Genomic DNA, 23,147 nt, shown 5'->3' with positions numbered 1-23,147 from the left:
GCCTCAGGGAGGTAGGGTCGGGGTTGGTCGGGGACATCCCATACAGCTCGCCGGTCTCGAAACCGGCGTACCAACGAGGAGATCGGTTCGTGACGATCCGCGTAGGCATCAACGGCTTTGGCCGCATCGGTCGTAACTACTTCCGCGCGCTGCTGGAGCAGGGTGCTGACATCGAGATCGTGGCTGTCAACGACCTGGGTGACACCGCGACCACCGCGCACCTGCTGAAGTACGACACCATCCTGGGCCGCCTCAAGGCCGAGGTGTCGCACACCGCCGACACGATCACCGTCGACGGTCACACCATCAAGGTGCTGTCCGAGCGCAACCCGGCCGACATCCCGTGGGGCGAGCTGGGCGTCGACATCGTCGTCGAGTCGACCGGCATCTTCACGAAGAAGGCCGACGCCGAGAAGCACATCGCCGGCGGCGCCAAGAAGGTCCTCATCTCGGCTCCGGCCAAGGACGAGGACATCACCATCGTGATGGGCGTCAACGAGAACAAGTACGACGCGGCCAACCACCACGTCATCTCCAACGCCTCCTGCACCACCAACTGTGTGGCGCCGATGGCCAAGGTCCTCGACGAGAACTTCGGCATCGTCAAGGGCCTGATGACGACGGTCCACGCGTACACGAACGACCAGCGCATCCTGGACTTCCCGCACTCCGACCTGCGCCGCGCCCGCGCCGCCGCGGAGAACATCATCCCGACCACCACGGGTGCCGCCAAGGCCACCGCGCTGGTCCTCCCGCAGCTCAAGGGCAAGCTCGACGGCATCGCGATGCGCGTGCCGGTCCCCACCGGTTCCGCCACCGACCTGGTCGTGGAGCTGGAGCGCGAGGTCACCAAGGACGAGGTCAACGCCGCGTTCAAGAAGGCCTCCGAGGGCGAGCTCCAGGGCTACCTGTCCTACACGGAGGACCCGATCGTCTCCTCCGACATCGTCAGCGACCCGTCGTCCTGCACCTTCGACTCCTCCCTGACCATGGTCCAGGAGGGCAAGTCGGTGAAGATCCTCGGCTGGTACGACAACGAGTGGGGCTACTCCAACCGCCTCGTCGACCTCACGGTCTTCGTCGGCAACCAGCTCTGATCGACTGATCAGGCACCTAGGTGTGTGAGCAGGGCTCGGGCAGCGCGAGGACGCGTTGCCCGAGCCCTGACTCGCGTGATCAGCTCTCGTACGGTCCAGAGCCTTTCTCAGGAGCCCCTCTATGAAGACGATCGACGAACTTCTCGCCGAAGGCGTCGCAGGCAAGCGGGTCTTCGTCCGCGCCGACCTCAACGTGCCGCTGGACGGCACCACCATCACCGACGACGGCCGCATCCGCGCCGTCCTGCCGACCGTGAAGGCCCTCGCCGAGGCGGGCGCCCGCGTGGTCGTCGCCTCCCACCTGGGCCGCCCCAAGGGCGCCCCGGACCCGGCCTTCTCGCTCGCCCCGGCCGCCACGCGCCTCGGTGAACTCCTGGGCGCCTCCGTGGCGTTCGCGACCGACACGGTGGGTGACTCGGCCTCCGCCACGGTCGCGGGCCTCGCCGACGGCCAGGTCGCGGTCGTCGAGAACCTCCGCTTCAACGCGGGCGAGACCGCCAAGGACGACGCCGAGCGCGGTGCCTTCGCGGACCAGCTCGCCGCCCTCGCCGACGTGTACGTCGGTGACGGCTTCGGCGCGGTCCACCGCAAGCACGCCTCGGTGTTCGACCTCCCGGCCCGGCTGCCGCACTACGCCGGCTACCTCATCGCCACCGAGGTCGGCGTCCTGAAGAAGCTCACCGACGACGTCAAGCGGCCCTACGTGGTCGTGCTCGGCGGCGCCAAGGTCTCCGACAAGCTCGCCGTCATCGACGAGCTGCTCGGCAAGGCCGACCGCATCCTGATCGGCGGCGGCATGGCCTTCACCTTCCTCAAGGCCAAGGGCCACGAGGTCGGCGCCTCCCTCCTCCAGGAGGACCAGATCCCGGCCGTCCTGGAGTACATCGAGCGCGCCGAGAAGACCGGCGTCGAGCTGGTCCTGCCGGTCGACGCCGTGGTCGCCCCGGCCTTCCCGGACCTGAAGACCAAGGCCCCGGCCGACTCGACCACCGTCGCCGCGGACGCCATCCCGGCCGACCGGATGGGCCTGGACATCGGCCCCGCCTCCGGCAAGCTGTACGCCTCGAAGATCACCGACGCCGCCACCGTCTTCTGGAACGGCCCGATGGGCGTCTTCGAACACCCCGAATTCGCCGAGGGCACCAAGGCGGTCGCCCAGGCTCTCCTCGACTCCTCGGCCTTCACGGTCGTCGGCGGTGGCGACTCCGCCGCGGCCGTCCGGATCCTGGGCTTCGACGAGAACGCGTTCGGACACATCTCGACCGGTGGCGGCGCCTCCCTCGAATACCTCGAGGGCAAGACGCTCCCCGGCCTCGCCGCACTGGAGGACTGACCCCGCATGACCACTCGCACGCCGATCATGGCGGGTAACTGGAAGATGAACCTCAACCACCTCGAGGCCATCGCGCACGTCCAGAAGCTCGCCTTCGCCCTCGCGGACAAGGACTACGAGGCCGTCGAGGTCGCCGTCCTGCCGCCCTTCACCGACCTGCGCTCCGTGCAGACCCTGGTGGACGGCGACAAGCTCAAGATCAAGTACGGCGCCCAGGACCTCTCGGCGCACGACTCCGGCGCCTACACCGGCGAGATCTCCGGTGCCATGCTGGCCAAGCTGAAGTGCACGTACGTGGCCGTCGGCCACTCCGAGCGCCGCCAGTACCACGCCGAGACCGACGACATCGTCAACGCCAAGGTCAAGGCCGCCTACAAGCACGGCCTCACCCCGATCCTGTGCGTCGGCGAGGAGCTGGAGGTCCGCGAGGCGGGCAACCACGTCTCCCACACCCTCACCCAGGTCGAGGGCGGTCTCAAGGACGTGCCGGCCGAGCAGGCCGAGTCCGTCGTGATCGCCTACGAGCCCGTGTGGGCCATCGGCACCGGCAAGGTCTGCGGCGCCGAGGACGCGCAGGAGGTCTGCGCGGCCATCCGCGGCAAGCTCGCCGAGCTGTACACCCAGGAGCTGGCCGACCAGGTCCGCATCCAGTACGGCGGCTCCGTCAAGGCCGGCAACGTCGCCGAGATCATGGCGCAGGCCGACATCGACGGCGCCCTGGTCGGCGGTGCGTCACTGGACGCCGACGAGTTCGTCAAGATCGTGCGCTTCCGGGACCAGTAAGTAGGCCCTGGCGGCGATCCGTCGTACCCTTGCGGGGGCATGGCCCTGACGGCCGTGCCCCCGTCGTCCATCCGAATCCGAGAGAGTTGGTCCAGCCGTGGTTTTGGGGTTCTCGATCGCCCTGATCGTCTTCAGCGGCCTGCTGATGCTGCTGGTGCTGATGCACAAGGGGAAGGGCGGCGGCCTCTCCGACATGTTCGGTGGCGGCATGCAGTCCTCCGTCGGCGGCTCCTCGGTCGCCGAGCGCAACCTCGACCGCATCACCGTGGTGATCGGTCTGCTGTGGTTCGTGTGCATTGTCGTACTCGGTCTCCTCATGAAGACGAACAGCTGAGCGGCCACGCCACACACAGCACGTACATTCCGCACGTAAGGCCCCATGTTCGGTACGCGCACCTGAGCGCGGCCTATCATGGGGCTTGCGTCTAGGTGTGGGGGCTGTAACTCCAACCACTGGACGCGCGTTGGGCCTTACGTAGACTGAGGCGCTCGCAACGAAGCGACAACGCCGACTCGCTTCGCGGCACCATCACGCAGGGAGTTACGACCGTGGCAAGTGGCAACGCGATCCGAGGTAGCCGGGTCGGGGCGGGGCCGATGGGCGAGGCCGAGCGGGGCGAGTCCGCGCCCCGGCTGCGCATCTCCTTCTGGTGCTCCAACGGGCACGAGACGCAGCCCAGCTTCGCCAGCGACGCGCAGGTGCCCGAAACCTGGGACTGCCCGCGCTGCGGCTTTCCCGCCGGACAGGACCGGGACAACCCGCCGGACCCGCCGCGCACCGAGCCGTACAAGACGCACCTCGCGTACGTACGGGAGCGGCGCAGCGACGCGGACGGCGAGGCGATCCTCGCCGAGGCGCTCGCCAAACTGCGGGGCGAGATCTAGAGGACGAGAACCGGCCGGGTACCGAGGGGTGCCTGGCCGGAGCTGTTTCACGGCCGTCGACCCGGCCTCGCGGGCGGACGACCCGGCCTCGCGGGCAGACGACCCGGCCGATTGTCAGTGGTGACCTCTACGGTTTGTGCATGGTCGCGTGACCGGCGGACCGTGAGGGGGAGCTGTGACGGTGGTCGAGGGGGCGGGCGTGCGCGCGCCCGAGTGGCGCGGGGGATTCGGGCGGCTGTGGACCGCGGCCGTGTTCTCCAGCTTCGGTGACGCCCTGCGCGGGTCCGCGCTGCCCCTGCTCGCCGCGACCCTGACGGACCGGCCCCTGCTCATCGCCGCGGTCACCGCCTGCGGTTATCTGCCCTGGATCGTCTTCGGCCTGCTCGGCGGTGCGGTCGCGGACCGGGTGGACCAGCGGCGCGCCATGTGGACGGTGGACGCACTACGAGGCGTGCTGGTCGCCTGTTTCGCGGTGGCCGTCGCGCTCGGACACGCCTCGATCGGCCTGCTGATCGCGCTCGCCTTCACCCTGACCACCCTCCAGACCCTCTTCGACAACGCCTCGACCGCGCTGCTGCCCGCCCTGGTCGACCGGGAGGAACTGACCGGAGCCAACGCCCGGCTGATGACCGGCCAGCGCGTCGCGGGCGGTCTGCTGGGCGCCCCCGTCGTACCGCTGCTGCTGGTGGCCGGTGCCGCCGTGCCCTTCGCGGCGGACGCGGCGACCTTCCTGGTGGCGGCCGCCCTGGTCGCCTCGCTGCGCTCCACGCTGCCGGACCGGAAGCCGCGGCCCCCGGGCAGTACCCTGCGCAGGGAGATCGCCGAGGGGCTGCGCACCCTGGCCGCGGACCGGGCCCTGCGCGGGCTGTGCGCGGCGACGGCCCTGTGCAACGTCGGCGTCGGCGCCCTCATCGCGGGCATGGTGCTCCTCGTGACCGGCTGGCTGGACGCCGGCACCGCGGGCTACGCGGCGGCGATGACCGCCTACACGGTCGGCGGTCTCACCGGGGGAGTGGCGAGCGGCCGGTTCGTCGCCCGGCTGGGGCGGGTGCGCGCGGTGCTGCTCGCGGGCACGGCACAGATCGGCGCCCTGCTGGTCATGGGGTCGGCGCGCTCCCTGGGCGCCCTCGCGGGAGCCATGGCCGTCTTCGGGTTCATGGGGATGGTGTGGAACGTCCAGACCACGACCCTGATGCAGGAGCGCGCCCCGGCCGGACAACTGGGCCGGGTCAGCGCCGCCTTCCGCACCCTGGCGGTCGCCGGAGCACCCCTGGGCGCCCTGCTCGGCGGAGCCGTCGCTACCGCCTGGGGCCTGAACACACCGGCCCTGCTTGCCGCACTCTTCTTCGTGCTGTCCGTGCTCTCGCTGATACCTGCGCTCCCCGCGGACGTACCTGTGGTTGCGCCGGACGACGACCCCACCGAGGTTCACGCCCCGCGCTGATCACATAGGTTGGAACAGCTGGGACAGGCACGAAAGAAGGCTGAAGTCGGACATGAACGCAGACGGCCGTACCAGGCTCAACCGCACGCCCGAGTGGACCGCGCTGACCGAGCACCGCGAGGAGCTCGGCGAGGTGCGGCTGAGGGAGCTGTTCGCCGCCGACCCCGGGCGCGGTACCGGGTACACACTGCGGGTCGGTGACCTGTACGTCGACTACTCCAAGCACCTCGTCACCGACGAGACCCTGCGCCTGCTGCGCGAACTCGCCGCGGCGACCGACGTGTTCGGGCTGCGGGACGCCATGTTCCGCGGCGAACGGATCAACACCACCGAGGACCGGGCCGTGCTGCACACCGCGCTGCGTGCCCCGCGCGAGGCCGTGGTCGAGGTCGACGGCGAGAACGTCGTGCCGGGTGTGCACACCGTGCTCGACAAGATGGGCGACTTCGCGAACCGGGTCCGCTCCGGCGTATGGACCGGCCACACCGGCAGGCGCATCAAGAACGTCGTCAACATCGGCATCGGCGGCTCCGACCTGGGCCCGGCGATGGCGTACGAGGTGCTGCGCGCCTTCACCGACCGCGACCTGACCGTCCGCTTCGTGTCGAACGTCGACGGCGCCGACCTGCACGAGGCCACCCGCGACCTGGACGCGGCGGAGACGCTGTTCGTCATCGCGTCCAAGACCTTCACCACCATCGAGACGATCACCAACGCCACCTCGGCCCGCGACTGGCTGCTCACCGAGCTGAAGGCCGGTCAGGAAGCCGTCGCCCAGCACTTCGTGGCCCTGTCGACGAACGCCGGGAAGGTGTCGGAGTTCGGCATCGACACGGCCAACATGTTCGAGTTCTGGGACTGGGTCGGCGGCCGGTACTCCTTCGACTCGGCGATCGGCCTGTCCCTGATGATCGCCATCGGCCCGGACCGCTTCCACGAGATGCTCGACGGCTTCCACCTGGTCGACGAGCACTTCCGCACCGCCCCGGCCGAGTCCAACGTGCCGCTGCTGCTGGGCCTGTTGGGCATCTGGTACGGCAACTTCCATGACGCGCAGTCGCACGCCGTGCTGCCGTACAGCCACTACCTGTCCCGGTTCACCGCCTACCTCCAGCAGCTCGACATGGAGTCCAACGGCAAGTACGTCGGCCGGGACGGACAGCCCGTGGAGTGGCAGACCGGGCCGGTGGTGTGGGGCACTCCGGGCACCAATGGGCAGCACGCCTACTACCAACTCATCCACCAGGGCACGAAGTTGATCCCGGCGGACTTCATCGGCTTCGCCGAGCCGGTGGCCGAGCTGAGCGAGGGGCTGAAGGCGCAGCACGACCTGCTGATGGCCAACTTCTTCGCGCAGACCCAGGCGTTGGCCTTCGGCAAGACGCCGGACGAGGTGCGTGCGGAGGGGGTGGCCGAGGAGCTGGTCCCGCACAAGACGTTCCAGGGCAACCACCCGACGACGACGATCCTGGCCCGTGAGCTGACCCCGTCGGTGCTCGGCCAGCTCATCGCCCTCTACGAACACAAGGTGTTCGTCCAGGGCGCGGTCTGGAACATCGACTCCTTCGACCAGTGGGGCGTCGAGCTGGGCAAGGTCCTCGCCAAGCGGGTGGAGCCGGCGCTCACGGAGGGTGCGGAGGTGCCGGGGCTGGACGCCTCCACGAAGGCGCTGGTGGCGACGTACCGGGAGCTGCGCGGGCGGCAGTAGAGGGCGGCAACGGCAGGAGCCCGTACGGCACGTGACCGTACGGGCTCCTGAACCGGGTGGGTCCGCGGACGTCAGGGCGACGCCGGCGGGTACAGCGAGCGCGGCAGCTGGGAGGCCGCCGCCGAGTCCAGCAGCCACAGGGTGCGGGCCCGGCCGCGGGCCCCGGCCGCCGGTGCCTGGATCTCGCCCGCGCCGGACAGGGCGATGGCCGCGGCCTGCGCCTTGTCCTCGCCGGCCGCGAGCAGCCAGACCTCGCGGGCCGCGCGGATCGCGGGCAGGGTCAGGGTCACCCGGGTCGGCGGGGGCTTCGGGGCGCCGTGGACGCCGACGACCGTGCGCTCGGTCTCCCGGACCGCGGGAAGCTCCGGGAACAGGGACGCCACATGGGTGTCCGGGCCGACGCCCAGCATCAGGACGTCGAAGGTCGGGACGGTGCCGTGGTTCTCGGGACCGGCCGCGCGGGCCAGTTCCTCGGCGTAGGCGGCCGCCGCGGCCTCGACGTCGTCGCCGTGGGGGCCGTCCGACGCGGGCATGGCGTGCACGCGCTTCGGGTCAAGGGGCACGGCGTCCAGCAGGGCCTCGCGGGCCTGTGTGACATTGCGCTCCGGGTCGCCCTCGGGCAGGAAGCGCTCGTCGCCCCACCACAGGTCGAGCCGGCCCCAGTCGACGGCGTCCCGGGCGGGCGCCGCGGCGAGGGCGGCCAGCAGGCCGTTGCCGTTGCGGCCGCCCGTGAGGACCACCGACGCCGAGCCCCGGGAGGCCTGCGCGTCCACGATCTTCGTGATCAGGCGGGCCGCGGCGGCCTGGGCCATCAGCTCCTTGTCGCGGTGCACGACCAGCTGGGGAGTGTTCACTTCGCCGCCTTCCCGGTCCCGGACAGGCCGGAGGGGACCGGCTTCAGCGCCGGCGGCTGCGCCTTTTCCGGTGCGGGAGCTTTCGCAGGAGCTTCGCCGACGGCCGGTTCTCCTTTGGCCGACGGTCCCTCCGGAGCCGCGTCGGGATCCGAAGCGGCTTGGGAGTCCGAGGGCGCCTCGGAGCCCGAAGGCGCCCCGGCCTCGACAGCCGGTTCCTCCTCGGACAGCCGCCCGTTGGACTCGTTCAGCCGGTGCACGCCGAACCGCAGGGCCGACGCGTACGTGTCGTCCGGGTCCAGCCTGCGCAGCTCCTCCGCGATCAACTCGGCCGTCTCCCGGCGCTTGAGCGCCACCGCGCGGTCGGGCTGGCCCTCGATGGCCAGGGTCGCCAGCGAGCCGTCGGCCCGGTCCAGGGTGATCGGACCGTTGTTGGTGTCCATGCGCACCGCGGTCAGACCGGGCCCGGAGGACAGCGAACGCCGTACCGGCACGTCGAGACGGTCCGCGAGCCACATGGCGAGCAGCTCGCAGCTCGGGTTGAACTCCTCGCCCTCCACCTCGACGGCCTTGACCTCGACGTCGACCTGGTCGAGAGCCGCCGCCAGCATCGAGCGCCACGGCGTGATCCGGGTCCAGGAGAGGTCGGTGTCGCCCGGCGTGTAGGTCCCGGCGCGTGCGGTCAGCTCGCGCACCGGCTGCTCCGAGGAGTAGGTGTCGGTGACCCGGCGCTGGGCGAGTGCGCCCAGCGGGTCCCCGGCCGGGTCGAGCGGCGCGTCCACCGGCCACCACACGACGACCGGGGCGTCGGGCAGCAGCAGCGGCAGGACGACCGACTGGGCGTGGTCGGCCACCTCGCCGTACAGCCGGAGCACCACCGTCTCGCCGGTGCCCGCGTCCGCGCCCACCCGGACCTCGGCGTCGAGGCGGGACTGGGTGCGGTCGCGAGGGCTGCGCGACACCCGCTTGATGACCACGAGCGTGCGCGAGGGGTGCTCGCGGGACGCGTCGTTGGCGGCCTTCAGGGCGTCGTAGGCGTTCTCCTCGTCCGTCACGATGACGAGCGTGAGCACCATGCCGACGGCGGGTGTGCCGATGGCCCGGCGGCTCTTGACGAGCGCCTTGTTGATCTTGCTGGCGGTGGTGTCCGTGAGGTCTGTCTTCATGGCCGGCGCCAGCTCCGTCCCTCTCGTGCGAGCATTTCGTCCGCCTCGACCGGGCCCCAGGTGCCGGAGGGGTACTGCGCGGGCTTGCCGTGCCGGTCCCAGTACTCCTCGATCGGGTCGAGGATCTTCCAGGACAGCTCGACCTCTTCTGTGCGGGGGAAGAGGTTCGAGTCGCCGAGCAGGACGTCGAGGATGAGGCGCTCGTACGCCTCGGGCGAGGACTCCGTGAACGACTCGCCGTAGGCGAAGTCCATGGACACGTCCCGGATCTCCATCGAGGTGCCCGGCACCTTGGAGCCGAAGCGGACGGTGACGCCCTCGTCGGGCTGGACGCGGATGACGATCGCGTTGGAGCCGAGCTCCTCGGTGGCCGTCGTGTCGAAGGGGGAGTGCGGGGCCCGCTGGAAGACCACCGCGATCTCGGTGACCCGGCGGCCGAGGCGCTTGCCGGTGCGCAGGTAGAACGGCACGCCCGCCCAGCGGCGGTTGTCGATCTCCACCTTGATGGCCGCGTAGGTGTCGGTCTTGGACTGCGGGTCGATGCCCTCCTCCTGGAGGTAGCCGACCGCCTTCTCGCCGCCCTGCCAGCCCGCCGCGTACTGACCGCGCACGGTGTCGCGGCCCAGGTCCTTCGGCAGCTTCACCGCGCCGAGCACCTTGGTCTTCTCGGCGGCCAGCGCGTCCGCGTCGAAGGAGGCGGGCTCCTCCATGGCGGTCAGCGCCATCAGCTGGAGCAGGTGGTTCTGGATGACGTCACGGGCGGCGCCGATGCCGTCGTAGTACCCGGCCCGGCCGCCGATGCCGATGTCCTCGGCCATGGTGATCTGCACGTGGTCCACGAAGGACCGGTTCCAGATCGGCTCGAACATCGTGTTGGCGAAGCGCAGCGCCAGGATGTTCTGGACGGTCTCCTTGCCCAGGTAGTGGTCGATGCGGAAGACCTGGTCCGGGGCGAAGACCTCCTCGACGGTCGTGTTGAGCTCCTCGGCCGACTTGAGGTCGTGGCCGAAGGGCTTCTCGATGACCGCGCGCCGCCAGGAGCCGCTCGACTGGTCGGCCAGCCGGTGCTTCTTCAGCTGCTGGATGACCACCGGGAAGGCGGACGGAGGCACGGACAGGTAGAAGGCGAAGTTGCCGCCGGTGCCCTGTGCCTTGTCGAGTTCGTCGATGGTGTCGCGCAGCCGCTCGAACGAGTCGTCGTCGTCGAAGGTGCCCTGGACGAAGCGCATCCCCTGGATGAGCTGCTGCCAGACCTCCTCGCGGAACGGCGTACGGGCGTGCTCCTTGACGGCGTCGTGGACGACTTCGGCGAAGTCCTCGTTCTCCCAGTCCCGCCGGGCGAAGCCGACCAGCGAGAAGCCCGGCGGCAGCAGCCCCCGGTTCGCGAGGTCGTACACGGCGGGCATGAGCTTCTTTCGTGACAAATCGCCCGTGACGCCGAAGATGACCAGGCCCGACGGCCCCGCGATACGCGGGAGCCGTCGGTCGGCGGGGTCACGCAGCGGGTTGCTGCTCGACAAGGTTTAGCCCTCCGAGGGTGCGAGGCGCTGAAGCTCCGCCTCGGTCGACTTGAGCAGGTCGTTCCAGGACGCCTCGAACTTCTCGACGCCCTCGTCCTCCAGCAGCTGCACGACCTCGTCGTACGAGATCCCGAGCTTCTCGACGGCGTCGAGCTCGGCGCGGGCCTGCTCGTAGGTGCCGGCGACCGCGTTGCCGCGGATCTGGCCGTGGTCCTCGGTGGCGAACAGGGTCGCCTCCGGCATGGTGTTCACCGTGTTCGGCGCCACCAGCTCGTCGACGTACAGCGTGTCCTTGTACGCCTTGTCCTTGACGCCGGTCGAGGCCCACAGCGGACGCTGCTTGTTGGCGCCGGCGTTCTCCAGCTTGCTCCAGCGCTCGCCCGAGAAGACCTCCTCGTACGCCTGGTAGGCGAGGCGGGCGTTGGCGACCCCGGCCTTGCCGCGGGCGGCCTTGGCCTCGTCGGTGCCCAGCGCGTCGATGCGCTTGTCGATCTCGGTGTCCACGCGGGACACGAAGAAGGACGCCACGGAGTGGATCTTCGACAGGTCGAGACCCTTCTCCTTGGCCTTCTCCAGGCCGGTGAGGTAGGCGTCCATGACGTCCCGGTAGCGCTCCAGCGAGAAGATCAGCGTGACGTTGACGCTGATCCCGAGGCCGATGGTCTCGGCGATCGCCGGCAGGCCCGCGCGGGTGGCCGGGATCTTGATCAGGGTGTTGGGACGGTCGACGAGCCAGGCGAGCTGCTTGGCCTCAGCGACGGTCGCCTTCTCGTTGTGCGCCAGGCGCGGGTCGACCTCGATCGACACCCGGCCGTCCTGGCCGTTGGTGGCGTCGAAGACCGGGCGCAGGATGTCGGCGGCGTCGCGGACGTCCGCCGTGGTGATCATGCGGATGGCCTCTTCGACCGTGACCTTGCGGGCGGCGAGGTCGGACAGCTGCTGGTCGTAGCCGTCACCCTCGGAGATCGCCTTCTGGAAGATCGACGGGTTGGTGGTGACGCCCACGACGTGCTGCTGATCCATCAGCTCGGCGAGGTTGCCGGACGTGATCCGCTTGCGCGACAGGTCGTCCAGCCAGATCGCGACGCCTTCCTCGGAGAGGCGCTTGAGTGCGTCTGTCATGGAAAATGCATCTCCTACGTGTCGTATGTCAGCGTCAGCGCTGGGCTGCGGCGATCGATTCCCGCGCCTTGGCGGCCACGTTCTCGGCAGTGAAGCCGAACTCGCGGAAGAGGACCTTGCCGTCCGCCGAAGCACCGAAGTGCTCCAGGGAAACGATGCGACCGGCGTCCCCGACGTACTTGTGCCAGGTGAGACCGATACCCGCCTCGACCGCGACACGGGCCTTCACGGCCGGCGGCAGGACGCTGTCCCGGTACCCCTGCTCCTGCTCCTCGAACCACTCCACGGACGGCATGGACACGACCCGCGTCGGCACACCGTCGGCCTCCAGCTGCTCGCGCGCCTCGACGGCGACGTGCACCTCGGAGCCGGTGGCGATCAGGATCACCTCGGGCGAACCGCCCGACGCCTCGAACAGGACGTAACCGCCCTTGACCGCGTCCTCGTTGGGCTCGTACGTCGGCACACCCTGGCGGGTCAGCGCGAGGCCGTGCGGAGCGCCCTTGCCGAACTCCTTGGTGTACCGCCCCAGGATCTCGCGCCAGGCGATCGCGGTCTCGTTGGCGTCGGCGGGCCGGACCACGTTCAGGCCGGGGATCGCGCGCAGCGCGGCGATGTGCTCGACCGGCTGGTGCGTCGGGCCGTCCTCGCCGAGGCCGATGGAGTCGTGCGTCCACACATATGTCACCGGCAGGTGCATCAACGCCGAGAGCCGGACGGCGTTGCGCATGTAGTCGGAGAAGACGAGGAACGTACCGCCGTAGATGCGGGTGTTGCCGTGCAGCGCGATGCCGTTCATCTCCGCGGCCATGGAGTGCTCGCGGATGCCGAAGTGGATCGTGCGGCCGTACGGGTCCGCCTCCGGCAGCGGGTTGTCCGCCGGGAGGAACGAACTGTTCTTGTCGATCGTCGTGTTGTTCGAGCCCGCGAGGTCGGCGGAGCCGCCCCACAGCTCGGGGATCACGGCGCCGAGGGCCTGGAGCACCTTGCCGGAGGCGGCACGCGTGGCGACCCCCTTGCCGGGCTCGAAGACGGGGATGGCGGACTCCCAGTCCTTGGGCAGCTCACCCGCGGCGATGCGGTCGAACTGCACGGCGCGCTCGGCGTTGTTGCCCCGCCACTCCTGGAAGGACTTCTCCCACTCGGCCTTCGCCTGCCGGCCGCGCTCCAGGGCCTGCCGGGTGTGCTCGATGACCTGGTCGGAGACCTCGAAGCTGAGCGCCGGGTCGAAGCCCAGCACCCGCTTGGTGGCCGCGACCTCGTCGTCGCCCAGCGCCGAGCCGTGCGCGGCCTCGGTGTTCTGGGCGTTCGGGGCCGGCCAGGCGATGATCGAGCGCATCGCGATGAAGGACGGGCGGTCCGTCACCAGCTTCGCGGCCTCGATGGCGTCGTAGAGGGCGTGCGGGTCGAGGTCGCCGTCCGGCTTCGGGGCGACCCGCTGGACGTGCCAGCCGTACGCCTCGTAGCGCTTGACGGTGTCCTCGGAGACCGCCGTCTCGGTGTCGCCCTCGATCGAGATGTGGTTGTCGTCCCACAGCAGGATCAGGTTGCCGAGCCGCTGGTGGCCGGCGAGCGAGGACGCCTCGGCGGAGATGCCCTCCTGGAGGCAGCCGTCACCGGCGATGGCGAAGACGAAGTGGTCGAACGGGGACTCGCCCTGCGCGGCCTCCGGGTCGAACAGACCGCGCTCGTAGCGGGCGGCCATCGCCATGCCGACGGCGTTGGCGACACCCTGGCCCAGCGGACCGGTCGTCGTCTCGACGCCCTTGGTGTGGCCGTACTCCGGGTGGCCCGGGGTCTTCGAGCCCCAGGTCCGGAACGCCTTCAGGTCGTCCAGCTCCAGGCCGAAACCGGCCAGGTAGAGCTGGGTGTAGAGGGTCAGGGACGAGTGGCCGGCGGACAGCACGAAGCGGTCGCGCCCGACCCACTCCGGGTCGGCGGGGTCGTGCCGCATCACCTTCTGGAAGAGGGTGTACGCGGCGGGTGCCAGACTCATGGCCGTACCGGGATGGCCGTTTCCGACCTTCTGTACGGCATCGGCGGCCAGGACGCGGGCGGTGTCGACGGCCCGCTGGTCCAACTCGGTCCACTCGAGGTCTGTGGTGGTCGGCTTGGTGCTCACCCTGGGTCAGGGCTCCTCTCCACATGTCACGCATGTCGAATGCCGGTGCACGGGACGCCCGGCCGTTGTCGAGCCTACCCCCGCAAGTACGTGCGTTTTTTCGAGTCATTCCAGACTGCCGGGCCCGGCGGGGATCCGCCTCCCGGCTGGCCAGGATCACGTTCGGCAACTGAATACGGAGCCGCTCGTCCGAGTGCTCAAAGGAGTGACGCTGAGCTCTTCCGGGGGCGTCCTCGGACACGACCCGACCCCCGCGAATGTCGGGGTATGGGCAACGTCTACAGTGGCGTGGTACGCGCGGGCCTTTACCGGGACTTCACACGGCTGAGGCTTGCTGGGATGTCTCTGTAGGGGTGTGCGTGACGGCCGTCGAATCCCGTCCAGCCGGTGTGCTGGGGGAGAGCAAGAGCTCGAGTCACCGGCCGTTCGGGGCCCGGGCCAAGGCGTTCGTGGCGCTGACCAAGCCGCGGATCATCGAGCTGCTGCTCATCACCACCGTTCCGGTGATGTTCCTGGCGCAGCAGGGTGTGCCGGACCTGAAGCTGGTCCTGCTGACCTGTGTCGGCGGCTATCTCTCGGCCGGCGGCGCCAACGCGCTCAACATGTACATCGACCGCGACATCGACGCGCTCATGGACCGCACCTCGCAGCGTCCGCTGGTCACCGGCATGGTGTCGCCGCGCGAGTGCCTCGCCTTCGGCATCACGCTGGCGGTCGTGTCGACGCTGCTGTTCGGCCTGACCGTCAACTGGCTGTCCGCCTGGCTGTCGCTCGGAGCGCTCCTCTTCTACGTCGTCGTCTACACGATGATCCTCAAGCGCCGTACCTCGCAGAACATCGTGTGGGGCGGCATCGCCGGCTGCCTCCCGGTGCTGATCGGCTGGTCCTCGGTGACCAACTCCATGTCGTGGGCGCCGGTCATCCTGTTCCTCGTCATGTTCTTCTGGACGCCGCCGCACTACTGGCCGCTGTCCATGAAGGTCCGTGAGGACTACGCGCGCGTGGGCGTGCCGATGCTGCCGGTCGTCGCCTCCAACAAGGTGGTCGCCAAGCAGATCGTCATCTACAGCTGGGTGATGGTCGCGGTCTCGCTCCTCCTCACCCCCCTCGGCTACACGGGCTGGTTCTACACCGCGGTCGCGCTGCTGGCCGGCGGCTTCTGGCTGTGGGAGGCGCATGGCCTCCAGAACCGCGCCAAGGCCGAGGTGACGGGCGTGAAGCTCAAGGAGATGCGGCTGTTCCACTGGTCGATCACCTATGTGTCGATCCTCTTCCTCGCGGTCGCGGTGGACCCTTTCCTGAGGTAAGGGTCACGTCGCAGCCGTGCCTACTGATCGGTAGCATCCTGGTCATGGCAGACACGCAGCAGGTTGACGCGAAGGCCGAGCGCAAGGTCGCCCGGCTCGCCAAGCAGATCAGCGCCTTCTCCAAGGAGCACGGCGGCGCCGAGGGCCAGCTGGCCTACATCGGCGAGCGCGGCACCCGGATCGTCCTCGTCGGCGAGGACGGCGGCTGGGGCGACCTGGTGGCCCCCTCGTACGAGATCGCCGAGAAGGCCGTCGAGAAGTCCGGCATCACCGTGCACGAAGAGTTCGACGGCGAGTTCGCGGCCAAGGTGACGACGGGCCCGTACGAGTGGAGCCGGATGGCGGGCATCCAGGTCGGCGGTCCCTCGAACGGCTGAGATCCGTCGGCCTTTCACATGGGGTGTGCGCCACCAACACCTGACACCCGGTTCACCCGTTAGGACGTGTGAGTAGCCACACGGTCCAGACACGGGGAGCCCGGATGATCGAAACGCCGTCCCTCGTGGACCAGTACTGCCACGGCGTACTGCGCACGGAGCTGGGTCTCGGCACCTTCGAGGCCCAGCTGGCCCGCACCGAGGGCCCGCCCGCCCCGGGGACCACGCTGTTCGACACCCAGACCGGTTTCGCCGTACGACGATGGTGCCCGCCCTTACTCGGCCTGGAACCGCACTGTCCGCCCGCCCGCTATCTGGCCCGGCGCCGGGAACTGGGCGTGCTGGAATCCGGCCGCCGGCTGCTGCGCGGCAGCGGAATCACGACATACCTGGTCGACACGGGACTGCCCGGCGACCTCACGGGCCCCACCGAACTCGCCTCCGCCGCGTCCGCCGAGGCCCGCGAGATCATCCGCCTGGAACTCCTCGCCGAACAGGTCGCCGACACCTCCGGGACCGTCGAGTCCTTCCTCGCCAACCTCGCCGAGTCGGTGCACGGAGCCGCCGCGAGCGCGGTCGCCTTCACCTCGGTGGCGGGCGTACGGCACGGCCTCGCGCTCGCACCCGAGCCGCCGGGCCCGGGCGAGGTGCGGGGCGCCGCGGGCCGGTGGCTGGCGGGCCGCCGGGTGGGCGGCGAGCTGTCCGACCCCGTGCTGCTACGACACCTGCTGTGGATCGCGGTCGCCTCGGGGCTGCCCCTCCAACTGCACGCCGGGCTCGGCGAACCGGGCCTGCGCATCGACCGCACCGACCCCGTCCTGCTCACCGACTTCGTCCGGGCCACCGCGGGTCTCGGCACCGACCTGGTGCTGCTGCACAGCTACCCCTACCACCGGCACGCCGCCCATCTCGCGGGCGTCTTCCCGCATGTCTACGCCGACTCCGGGGCCGCCCTCGTCCGTACCGGCGCCCGCGCGGCGACGATCCTCGCGGAGATCCTGGAGCTCGCCCCCTTCGGGAAGATCGTCTTCTCCAGCGGGGCGCAGCGGCTGCCCGAACTGCACGTGGTGGGTGCCCGGCTGTTCCGGGAGGCGCTGACGCGGGTGCTGGGCGGCTGGGTCGCCGAGGGGGCGTGGTCGCTGGCGGACGCGCAGCGGGTGGCCGGGCTGATCGCGGCGGGCAACGCCCGGAGGGTGTACGGGCTGGACTGAGCCGTACAGGGTGGGCGGAAGCAGACCGAGGGCCTACTGGACCGCTTCCTCACCGGGCGGGTGCCGCACGGGAGCCGTCGGTGGAGGTCGTGGAGGACATCCGGGGGCGCCGTTACGGCGATCCCGCGCCCGTCGTCGCCTGGTGCCCGAGGTGCGGGCCGCCGCTGACCCGGAACTACCTGGGCCCGGCGATCGACGGGCTCGTGGCGGCGTACGACTGAGCCGGTACCTCGGGCAGTTCGCCCTCGGGGCGCTCGCGCAGGGCCAGCAGGACGCGGATCACCGCGATCCACACCAGGGCCGAGCCGAGCATGTGCAGGCCGACCAGGAACTCGGGGAGGTCGGTGAAGTACTGGACGTAGCCGATGACGCCCTGGGACAGCAGGACCAGGAAGAGGTCGCGGGTGCGGTGCAGGGGGCCCTTGGGGGCGTCGACCGCCTTGAGGATGAACCACAGGGCGAAGGTCAGCGACACCACGATCCAGGCCAGGACCGCGTGCGCCTTGGCCACCGTCTCCCAGTCCAGCGGCATCCGCTCGACCTCGCTGGAGTCACCGGCGTGCGGTCCGGCGCCGGTCACGACGGTGCCGACCAGGATCAGCAGGGCGGCGGCCGCGACCATGGCCCAGACCAGCTGCTGCACCGGCTTGCCGACCAGCGGGCGGGGGGCCTCGTCGCCCTCGCGGGTGCGCTGCCACATCACCGTGGCGACCGTGATCAGGGCGGTCGTGGCGACGAAGTGGGCGGCGACGGTGTAGGGGTTGAGGCCCACGAGCACGACGATGCCGCCGAGGATCGCGTTGCTCATCACGATCCAGAACTGCGCCCAGCCCAGCCGGGTGAGGCTGCGGCGGCGGGGCTTCTCGCTGCGGGCCGCGATGATGGCCCAGCCGACGGCGGCACACAGCACGTACGTCAGCATCCGGTTGCCGAACTCGATGGCACCGTGCACGCCCATCGCGCTGGTCGCGGTCAGCGAGTCGTCCGTGCACTTGGGCCAGGTCGGGCACCCGAGCCCGGAGCCGGTCAGCCGCACCGCCCCGCCGGTGACGACGATGACCACCGACATCACGAGCGCGGCGAGCGCCGCCCGCTGAACCGTCCGGGGGGTCGGGGTCCAGCGTGCGGCGATGAAGGCGAGCGGGTTGCGGACGGCCGCTATGGCGTCGGCGCGGGTCACGTTTGGCACGCCGTCCATCGTAGGGGGCCGCTTGTGCACGCGTTCACGAGGGGGGCCCTGCTCCCGCGGGACGCACGAGGGGGCCACTCCTCGCGGACGGCACGAGGGCGCCTACTCCCAGCGGAAGAAGCGTCCCGCCACGGCCAGGCCCAGCACGGCCCACACCGCCAGGATCCCCAGATCGCCCCACGGCACCCCGGCGCCGTGCTGGAGGACGTCCCGCAGGCCGTCCGAGAGCGCCGAGATCGGGAGCAGGCCGAGGACGTCCTGGGCGCCCTGGGGGAACTTGTCCAGGGGGACGACGACTCCGCCGCCGACCAGGAGGAGCAGGAAGACCAGGTTGGCCGCGGCCAGGGTGGCTTCGGCCTTCAGGGTGCCGGCCATGAGGAGGCCGAGGCCCGAGAAGGCCGCCGTGCCGAGGACCAGGAGCAGCAGGACGGACAGGGGGTTGCCGTGCGGCGACCAGCCCAGGGCGAGGGCGATCACCGTCAGCAGGCTCACCTGGAGGATCTCCGTCACCAGCACCGACGCCGTCTTCGCCGTCATCAGGGCCCAGCGGGGGAGCGGGGAGGAGGCCAGCCGCTTCAGGACGCCGTAGCGGCGCTCGAAGCCGGTCGCGATGGCCTGGCCGGTGAAGGCCGTCGACATGACCGCGAGGGCGAGGATGCCCGGCGTGAGGAAGTCCACCGACCTGCCCGCGCCGGTGTCCACGATGTCGACCGAGCTGAACAGGACCAGCAGGAGGGTGGGGATCACCACCGTCAGCAGGAGCTGCTCGCCGTTGCGCAGGAGCATCTTCGTCTCCAGGGCGGCCTGGGTCGCGATCATGCGTCCCAGGGGTGCCGCGCCCGGCTTCGGGGTGTAGGTACCGGTGGCCGTCACGCGCGCAGCTCCTTGCCCGTCAGTTCCAGGAAGACGTCTTCCAGGGTGTGCCGTTCCACCGAGATCTTCTCCGGCATGACGCCGTGCTGGGCGCACCAGGACGTCACCGTGGCCAGCAGCTGGGGGTCGACCTTGCCGCCGACCCGGTAGGAGCCGGGGGTCAGCTCCGCCGCCGTGCAGTCCGCCGGGAGCGCCTTCAGGAGCGAGCCGACGTCCAGGCCGGGGCGGCCGGAGAAGCGCAGGGTGTTCTCGGCGCCGCCGCGGCACAGCTCCTCGGGGGTGCCGTGGGCGATGACCCGGCCGCCGTCGATGATGGACACGTCGTCCGCGAGCTGCTCGGCCTCGTCCATGTAGTGCGTGGTGAGGATCACCGAGACGCCGTCGGAGCGCAGGTCCCGGACCAGGTCCCAGGTGGCGCGGCGGGCCTGCGGGTCGAGACCGGCGGTCGGCTCGTCGAGGAACACCAGTTCCGGACGGCCCACGACCGCCATGGCCAGGGCCAGGCGCTGCTGCTGGCCGCCGGAGAGACGGCGGTACGTCGTCCTGCCGCAGCTCCCGAGGCCCAGCCGCTCGATCAGCGCGTCGACGTCGAGCGGATGCGCGTGGAGCTTCGCCACGTGCCGCAGCATCTCGTCGGCCCGGGCGCCCGAGTAGACGCCACCGGACTGGAGCATCACACCGATCCTGGGGTGCAGCTCGCGCGCCTGCCGCACCGGGTCGAGGCCCAGCACCCGTACCGTGCCGGAGTCCGGCCTGCGGTAGCCCTCGCAGGTCTCCACCGTCGTCGTCTTGCCCGCGCCGTTGGGTCCGAGCACGGCGGTCACGCCCGCCCGGGCCACCAGGTCGAGGCCGTCCACGGCCGTCTTCGTGCCGTACCGCTTCACCAGGGCGTGGACCTGGACCACGGGCTCGCTTCGCATGGGCCCGAGTCTAGGTTCGCGGCCCGCGCGGCAGACGGCCGGGTGCAGGATCTCCACCAGCGGACGGATTTCCGAGCGCCTCGCGCACGGCCGCGGGGATCTCGTCCTCCCGCGACCGGTGCAGCCTGAGCCACCGCTCGGCGTAGGCCACCGCGTCCGCCACCGGGAACAGCCGCACGTCGGCCGCGCCCACCTTCCCCCGTACGACGGGACGGTCCCGCTCGAAGTCGTAGCCCAGCTCGTCGAAGCGGTCCGAGGTGATCGACACCTCCGTGACCACCTCCCAGCCGGTGAGACCGGGGCGCCCGACCCGGACCAGCGGGGTCGGGACGCGGTACTCGGCGAGGTGGAAGCTCGTGCAGGTGTGCCAGCCCGCGCCGAGCAGCAGCACGCGCGCGTGGAGTGCCTCCAGGCGGGCGAGGGGGCTGCGCTCGCCGAGCCGGCAGTCGGTGGCGTGGCCGTCGACCACCTCGGCGGCCCGGGCGCCGACCGCGGCGAACGAGGTCTGCGGGTGCGCGCTGCGCAGGGCGCCGGGCCAGGTGCGGACGGTCTCCGGGAGCACGCCGACCCCGCGCGAGGGCGTGACGAGGGGGTCGTAGGCGGGCATGGCCGTCCGGATCGGCGCCCACCACTCCTCGGGCACCGGAGGGTCGCTCCACAGCTCCGGGTCCGAGAGGTCGCCGGTCTGGGTGGGGACCACGAGGGTGCCGTCCGGGGCGAGGGCGTCGAGCAGTCCCTGGACCACCGCGACGGGTCCTCCGCAGACCCAGCCGAGGGAGCTGAGGGAGGAGTGCACGAGGAGGGTCTCGCCGCTGCGGACACCCAGCTCGCGCAGCTGCTCGGCGATGCTGCCGCGAGTGACAAGAGGGCCGGTGGGAGGGGGTTTCGGCATGGTTCGGCAGTGTCCCCGACCAGCGGCCCGCGCGCCACCGGTTTGATCGATCAAAGATCGTTCCCGCAGGTCAGGTTAGGTGTACCTAAGTGATGCAGGGCACCGCCCGGCGGGCCGGACGCGGCTTGCCCGGTCCTGAGGAATTACGCAACAATGGCGTTGTGAAAAACGTCGGCGAGGCTCGGGAGACCCCCACGGGGGCCCCTCAGGAGGAGCTCGCGACCGGTGAGCGGTCCACCCGCAACCGCGTCGCGCGATCCATCCTGGACCACGGCCCGTCGACCGTCGCCGAGCTGGCCGGGCGACTGGGGCTGACCCAGGCGGCCGTACGGCGTCATCTGGACGCGCTGGTGGCCGACGACGTGGTCGAGGCCCGGGAGCAGCGGGTGTACGGCGCGCGCACGCGCGGCCGTCCCGCCAAGGTCTTCGCGCTCACCGACTGCGGCCGGGACGCCTTCGACCAGTCCTACGACAAGCTCGCCGCGGACGCCCTGCGCTGGATCCAGGAGCGGTTCGGCGGGGACGAGGCGGTCGTCGCCTTCGCGCGCGCCAGGATCGCCGAGCAGGCCGCCGAGTACCGCAAGGCCGTCGAGGCCGCCGCCCCCGAGGACCGCACCGAAGCCCTGGCCAAGGCCCTGAGCGCGGACGGGTACGCTGCTACGGCGCGCAGCGCGCCCCTTCCGCAGCGGGGTGAGCAGCTCTGCCAGCACCACTGTCCGGTGGCCCATGTCGCGGAGAAGTTCCCGCAGCTGTGCGACGCCGAGACGGAGATCTTCTCGCAGCTGCTCGGCACGCACGTCCAGCGGCTCGCGACCATCGCCCACGGCGACGGCGTCTGCACCACGTTCATCCCCAAGATTTCCCACGTTTCACATAACGCATCTGCAAGCACCGCCGGGAGGAACCCCGCATGACACTCCCCATCGAGGAGACCGCCCACCCCGAGCTCGAGGGTCTGGGCAACTACGAATACGGCTGGGCCGACTCCGACGTGGCTGGTGCCTCTGCCAAGCGCGGCATCAATGAGGACGTCGTCCGGGACATCTCCGCGAAGAAGTCCGAGCCGGAGTGGATGACCAAGCTCCGCCTCAAGGGCCTGCGCCTGTTCGACAAGAAGCCCATGCCGAACTGGGGCTCCGACCTCTCCGGCATCGACTTCGACAACATCAAGTACTTCGTGCGCTCCACGGAGAAGCAGGCGGAGTCCTGGGAGGACCTGCCCGAGGACATCAAGAACACGTACGACAAGCTCGGCATCCCCGAGGCGGAGAAGCAGCGCCTCGTCGCGGGCGTCGCGGCCCAGTACGAGTCCGAGGTCGTCTACCACCAGATCCGTGAGGACCTGGAGGAGCAGGGCGTCATCTTCCTCGACACCGACACCGCCCTGAAGGAGCACCCGGAGCTCTTCAAGGAGTACTTCGGCACGGTCATCCCGGTCGGCGACAACAAGTTCGCGTCGCTGAACACCGCGGTGTGGTCCGGCGGCTCCTTCATCTACGTGCCGAAGGGCGTGCACGTGGAGATCCCGCTCCAGGCCTACTTCCGGATCAACACCGAGAACATGGGCCAGTTCGAGCGGACGCTGATCATCGTCGACGAGGACGCCTACGTCCACTACGTCGAGGGGTGTACGGCCCCGATCTACAAGTCGGACTCCCTGCACTCCGCGGTCGTCGAGATCATCGTGAAGAAGGGCGCCCGCTGCCGCTACACGACCATCCAGAACTGGTCGAACAACGTCTACAACCTGGTCACCAAGCGCGCCGTGGCGTACGAGGGCGCGACCATGGAGTGGATCGACGGCAACATCGGCTCCAAGGTCACCATGAAGTACCCGGCCGTCTACCTGATGGGCGAGCACGCCAAGGGCGAGACCCTCTCCATCGCCTTCGCGGGCGAGGGCCAGCACCAGGACGCCGGCTCCAAGATGGTCCACATGGCGCCGAACACGTCGTCCAACATCGTGTCGAAGTCCGTCGCGCGCGGTGGCGGCCGTACGTCCTACCGCGGTCTCGTCGAGATCGGCGAGGGCGCCCACGGCTCCAAGTCCAACGTGCTGTGCGACGCGCTGCTCGTCGACACCATCTCCCGCTCCGACACGTACCCCTACGTCGACGTCCGCGAGGACGACGTGTCCATGGGCCACGAGGCAACCGTCTCCAAGGTCTCCGAGGACCAGCTCTTCTACCTGATGAGCCGTGGTCTCTCCGAGTTCGAGGCGATGGCGATGATCGTGCGCGGCTTCGTCGAGCCCATCGCGAAGGAGCTGCCCATGGAGTACGCCCTTGAGCTCAACCGGCTGATCGAGCTCCAGATGGAAGGCGCGGTCGGCTAAGCGACCGCCGTC

21 protein-coding genes are annotated in these 23,147 nt (G+C 70.3%); 12 read left to right on the top strand and 9 right to left on the bottom strand.

Features of this window, described 5'->3' with window-relative positions; all coding sequences use genetic code 11:
* Positions 1 to 89: 89 nt before the first annotated feature.
* The 7 genes from gap (at position 90) to pgi (ending at position 7,250) form a co-directional block, all read left to right on the top strand.
* Complete coding sequence (gap, locus tag G3I78_RS20730; protein ID WP_030318674.1) at positions 90 to 1,097, top strand: type I glyceraldehyde-3-phosphate dehydrogenase; 1,008 nt, start codon at positions 90 to 92, stop codon at positions 1,095 to 1,097.
* A gap of 121 nt (positions 1,098 to 1,218) precedes the next feature.
* Positions 1,219 to 2,430, top strand: a complete 1,212-nt coding sequence (locus G3I78_RS20725) for a phosphoglycerate kinase (RefSeq protein ID WP_164426702.1) — start codon at positions 1,219 to 1,221, stop codon at positions 2,428 to 2,430.
* 6 nt (positions 2,431 to 2,436) lie between these two features.
* A complete protein-coding gene (gene tpiA, locus G3I78_RS20720; RefSeq protein ID WP_164426700.1) occupies positions 2,437 to 3,213 on the top strand; it encodes a triose-phosphate isomerase in 777 nt (258 codons plus the stop codon).
* 103 nt (positions 3,214 to 3,316) lie between these two features.
* Positions 3,317 to 3,547, top strand: a complete 231-nt coding sequence (gene secG, locus G3I78_RS20715; RefSeq protein WP_123759995.1) for a preprotein translocase subunit SecG — start codon at positions 3,317 to 3,319, stop codon at positions 3,545 to 3,547.
* A 215-nt stretch (positions 3,548 to 3,762) separates the two neighbouring features.
* Positions 3,763 to 4,098 carry an RNA polymerase-binding protein RbpA gene (locus G3I78_RS20710; protein WP_003976875.1) on the top strand — a complete coding sequence of 112 codons (336 nt, stop codon included), beginning with the start codon at positions 3,763 to 3,765 and terminating at the stop codon, positions 4,096 to 4,098.
* Positions 4,099 to 4,273: 175 nt separating this feature from the next.
* Positions 4,274 to 5,542 (top strand): MFS transporter, encoded by a 1,269-nt coding sequence (locus G3I78_RS20705; RefSeq protein WP_164426698.1) that lies wholly within the window; start codon positions 4,274 to 4,276, stop codon positions 5,540 to 5,542.
* Between the two features lie 52 nt (positions 5,543 to 5,594).
* Positions 5,595 to 7,250, top strand: a complete 1,656-nt coding sequence (pgi, locus tag G3I78_RS20700) for a glucose-6-phosphate isomerase (RefSeq protein WP_164426696.1) — start codon at positions 5,595 to 5,597, stop codon at positions 7,248 to 7,250.
* Between the two features lie 71 nt (positions 7,251 to 7,321).
* On the opposite strand, the gene pgl is transcribed toward pgi, so the two are convergent.
* Genes pgl through tkt form a run of 5 tightly spaced genes read right to left on the bottom strand, consistent with a single transcriptional unit; the run spans position 7,322 to position 14,031 of the window.
* Positions 7,322 to 8,104: a 6-phosphogluconolactonase gene (gene pgl / locus G3I78_RS20695; protein ID WP_164426694.1), complete on the bottom strand. Its 783-nt coding sequence runs from the start codon at positions 8,102 to 8,104 to the stop codon at positions 7,322 to 7,324.
* Entirely contained in the window at positions 8,101 to 9,267 is a 1,167-nt protein-coding gene (opcA, locus tag G3I78_RS20690) for a glucose-6-phosphate dehydrogenase assembly protein OpcA (protein WP_164426691.1), read from the bottom strand. Before opcA ends, pgl begins: the two co-directional genes overlap by 4 nt.
* Entirely contained in the window at positions 9,264 to 10,787 is a 1,524-nt protein-coding gene (gene zwf / locus G3I78_RS20685; RefSeq protein WP_164426689.1) for a glucose-6-phosphate dehydrogenase, read from the bottom strand. The genes opcA and zwf overlap by 4 nt, the downstream gene beginning before the upstream one ends.
* 3 nt (positions 10,788 to 10,790) lie before the next feature.
* A complete protein-coding gene (tal, locus tag G3I78_RS20680) occupies positions 10,791 to 11,909 on the bottom strand; it encodes a transaldolase (protein ID WP_164426687.1) in 1,119 nt (372 codons plus the stop codon).
* 34 nt (positions 11,910 to 11,943) lie between these two features.
* Positions 11,944 to 14,031 carry a transketolase gene (gene tkt / locus G3I78_RS20675; RefSeq protein WP_164426685.1) on the bottom strand — a complete coding sequence of 696 codons (2,088 nt, stop codon included), beginning with the start codon at positions 14,029 to 14,031 and terminating at the stop codon, positions 11,944 to 11,946.
* Between the two features lie 353 nt (positions 14,032 to 14,384).
* Between tkt and G3I78_RS20670 the strand changes: the two genes are divergently transcribed.
* The 3 genes from G3I78_RS20670 (at position 14,385) to G3I78_RS20660 (ending at position 16,926) form a co-directional block, all read left to right on the top strand.
* Positions 14,385 to 15,338 carry a heme o synthase gene (locus G3I78_RS20670; protein WP_164426683.1) on the top strand — a complete coding sequence of 318 codons (954 nt, stop codon included), beginning with the start codon at positions 14,385 to 14,387 and terminating at the stop codon, positions 15,336 to 15,338.
* A gap of 44 nt (positions 15,339 to 15,382) precedes the next feature.
* Entirely contained in the window at positions 15,383 to 15,715 is a 333-nt protein-coding gene (locus G3I78_RS20665; protein ID WP_164426681.1) for a hypothetical protein, read from the top strand.
* A 104-nt stretch (positions 15,716 to 15,819) separates the two neighbouring features.
* On the top strand, positions 15,820 to 16,926 hold the full coding sequence (locus G3I78_RS20660) for an amidohydrolase family protein (RefSeq protein ID WP_164426679.1): 1,107 nt from the start codon (positions 15,820 to 15,822) through the stop codon (positions 16,924 to 16,926).
* Between the two features lie 175 nt (positions 16,927 to 17,101).
* Here G3I78_RS20660 and G3I78_RS20655 read toward each other — a convergent pair whose 3' ends face one another.
* From G3I78_RS20655 to G3I78_RS20640, 4 genes are all read right to left on the bottom strand, one after another.
* On the bottom strand, positions 17,102 to 18,124 hold the full coding sequence (locus G3I78_RS20655) for a COX15/CtaA family protein (protein WP_164426677.1): 1,023 nt from the start codon (positions 18,122 to 18,124) through the stop codon (positions 17,102 to 17,104).
* Positions 18,125 to 18,217: 93 nt separating this feature from the next.
* Entirely contained in the window at positions 18,218 to 18,988 is a 771-nt protein-coding gene (locus G3I78_RS20650; RefSeq protein WP_164426675.1) for an ABC transporter permease, read from the bottom strand.
* Positions 18,985 to 19,908, bottom strand: coding sequence for an ABC transporter ATP-binding protein (locus G3I78_RS20645; RefSeq protein ID WP_164426673.1), 924 nt, complete (start codon positions 19,906 to 19,908; stop codon positions 18,985 to 18,987). The genes G3I78_RS20650 and G3I78_RS20645 overlap by 4 nt, the downstream gene beginning before the upstream one ends.
* A gap of 10 nt (positions 19,909 to 19,918) precedes the next feature.
* Positions 19,919 to 20,800: an AAC(3) family N-acetyltransferase gene (locus G3I78_RS20640; RefSeq protein WP_164426671.1), complete on the bottom strand. Its 882-nt coding sequence runs from the start codon at positions 20,798 to 20,800 to the stop codon at positions 19,919 to 19,921.
* A gap of 161 nt (positions 20,801 to 20,961) precedes the next feature.
* On the opposite strand from G3I78_RS20640, the gene G3I78_RS20635 reads away from it, so the two are divergent.
* The gene (locus tag G3I78_RS20635; RefSeq protein ID WP_164426670.1) at positions 20,962 to 21,714 is read left to right on the top strand and encodes a metalloregulator ArsR/SmtB family transcription factor; all 753 of its coding nucleotides are present in this window, start codon (positions 20,962 to 20,964) and stop codon (positions 21,712 to 21,714) included.
* Positions 21,711 to 23,135, top strand: coding sequence for a Fe-S cluster assembly protein SufB (sufB, locus tag G3I78_RS20630; protein ID WP_164426668.1), 1,425 nt, complete (start codon positions 21,711 to 21,713; stop codon positions 23,133 to 23,135). The genes G3I78_RS20635 and sufB overlap by 4 nt, the downstream gene beginning before the upstream one ends.
* The last annotated feature ends 12 nt before the right edge of the window (positions 23,136 to 23,147 follow it).

Origin of the sequence: Streptomyces sp. SID13726 (assembly GCF_010548375.1) — a bacterium.
Lineage (GTDB): Bacteria > Actinomycetota > Actinomycetes > Streptomycetales > Streptomycetaceae > Streptomyces.
This window is presented reverse-complemented; position numbering and strand designations above follow the sequence as displayed.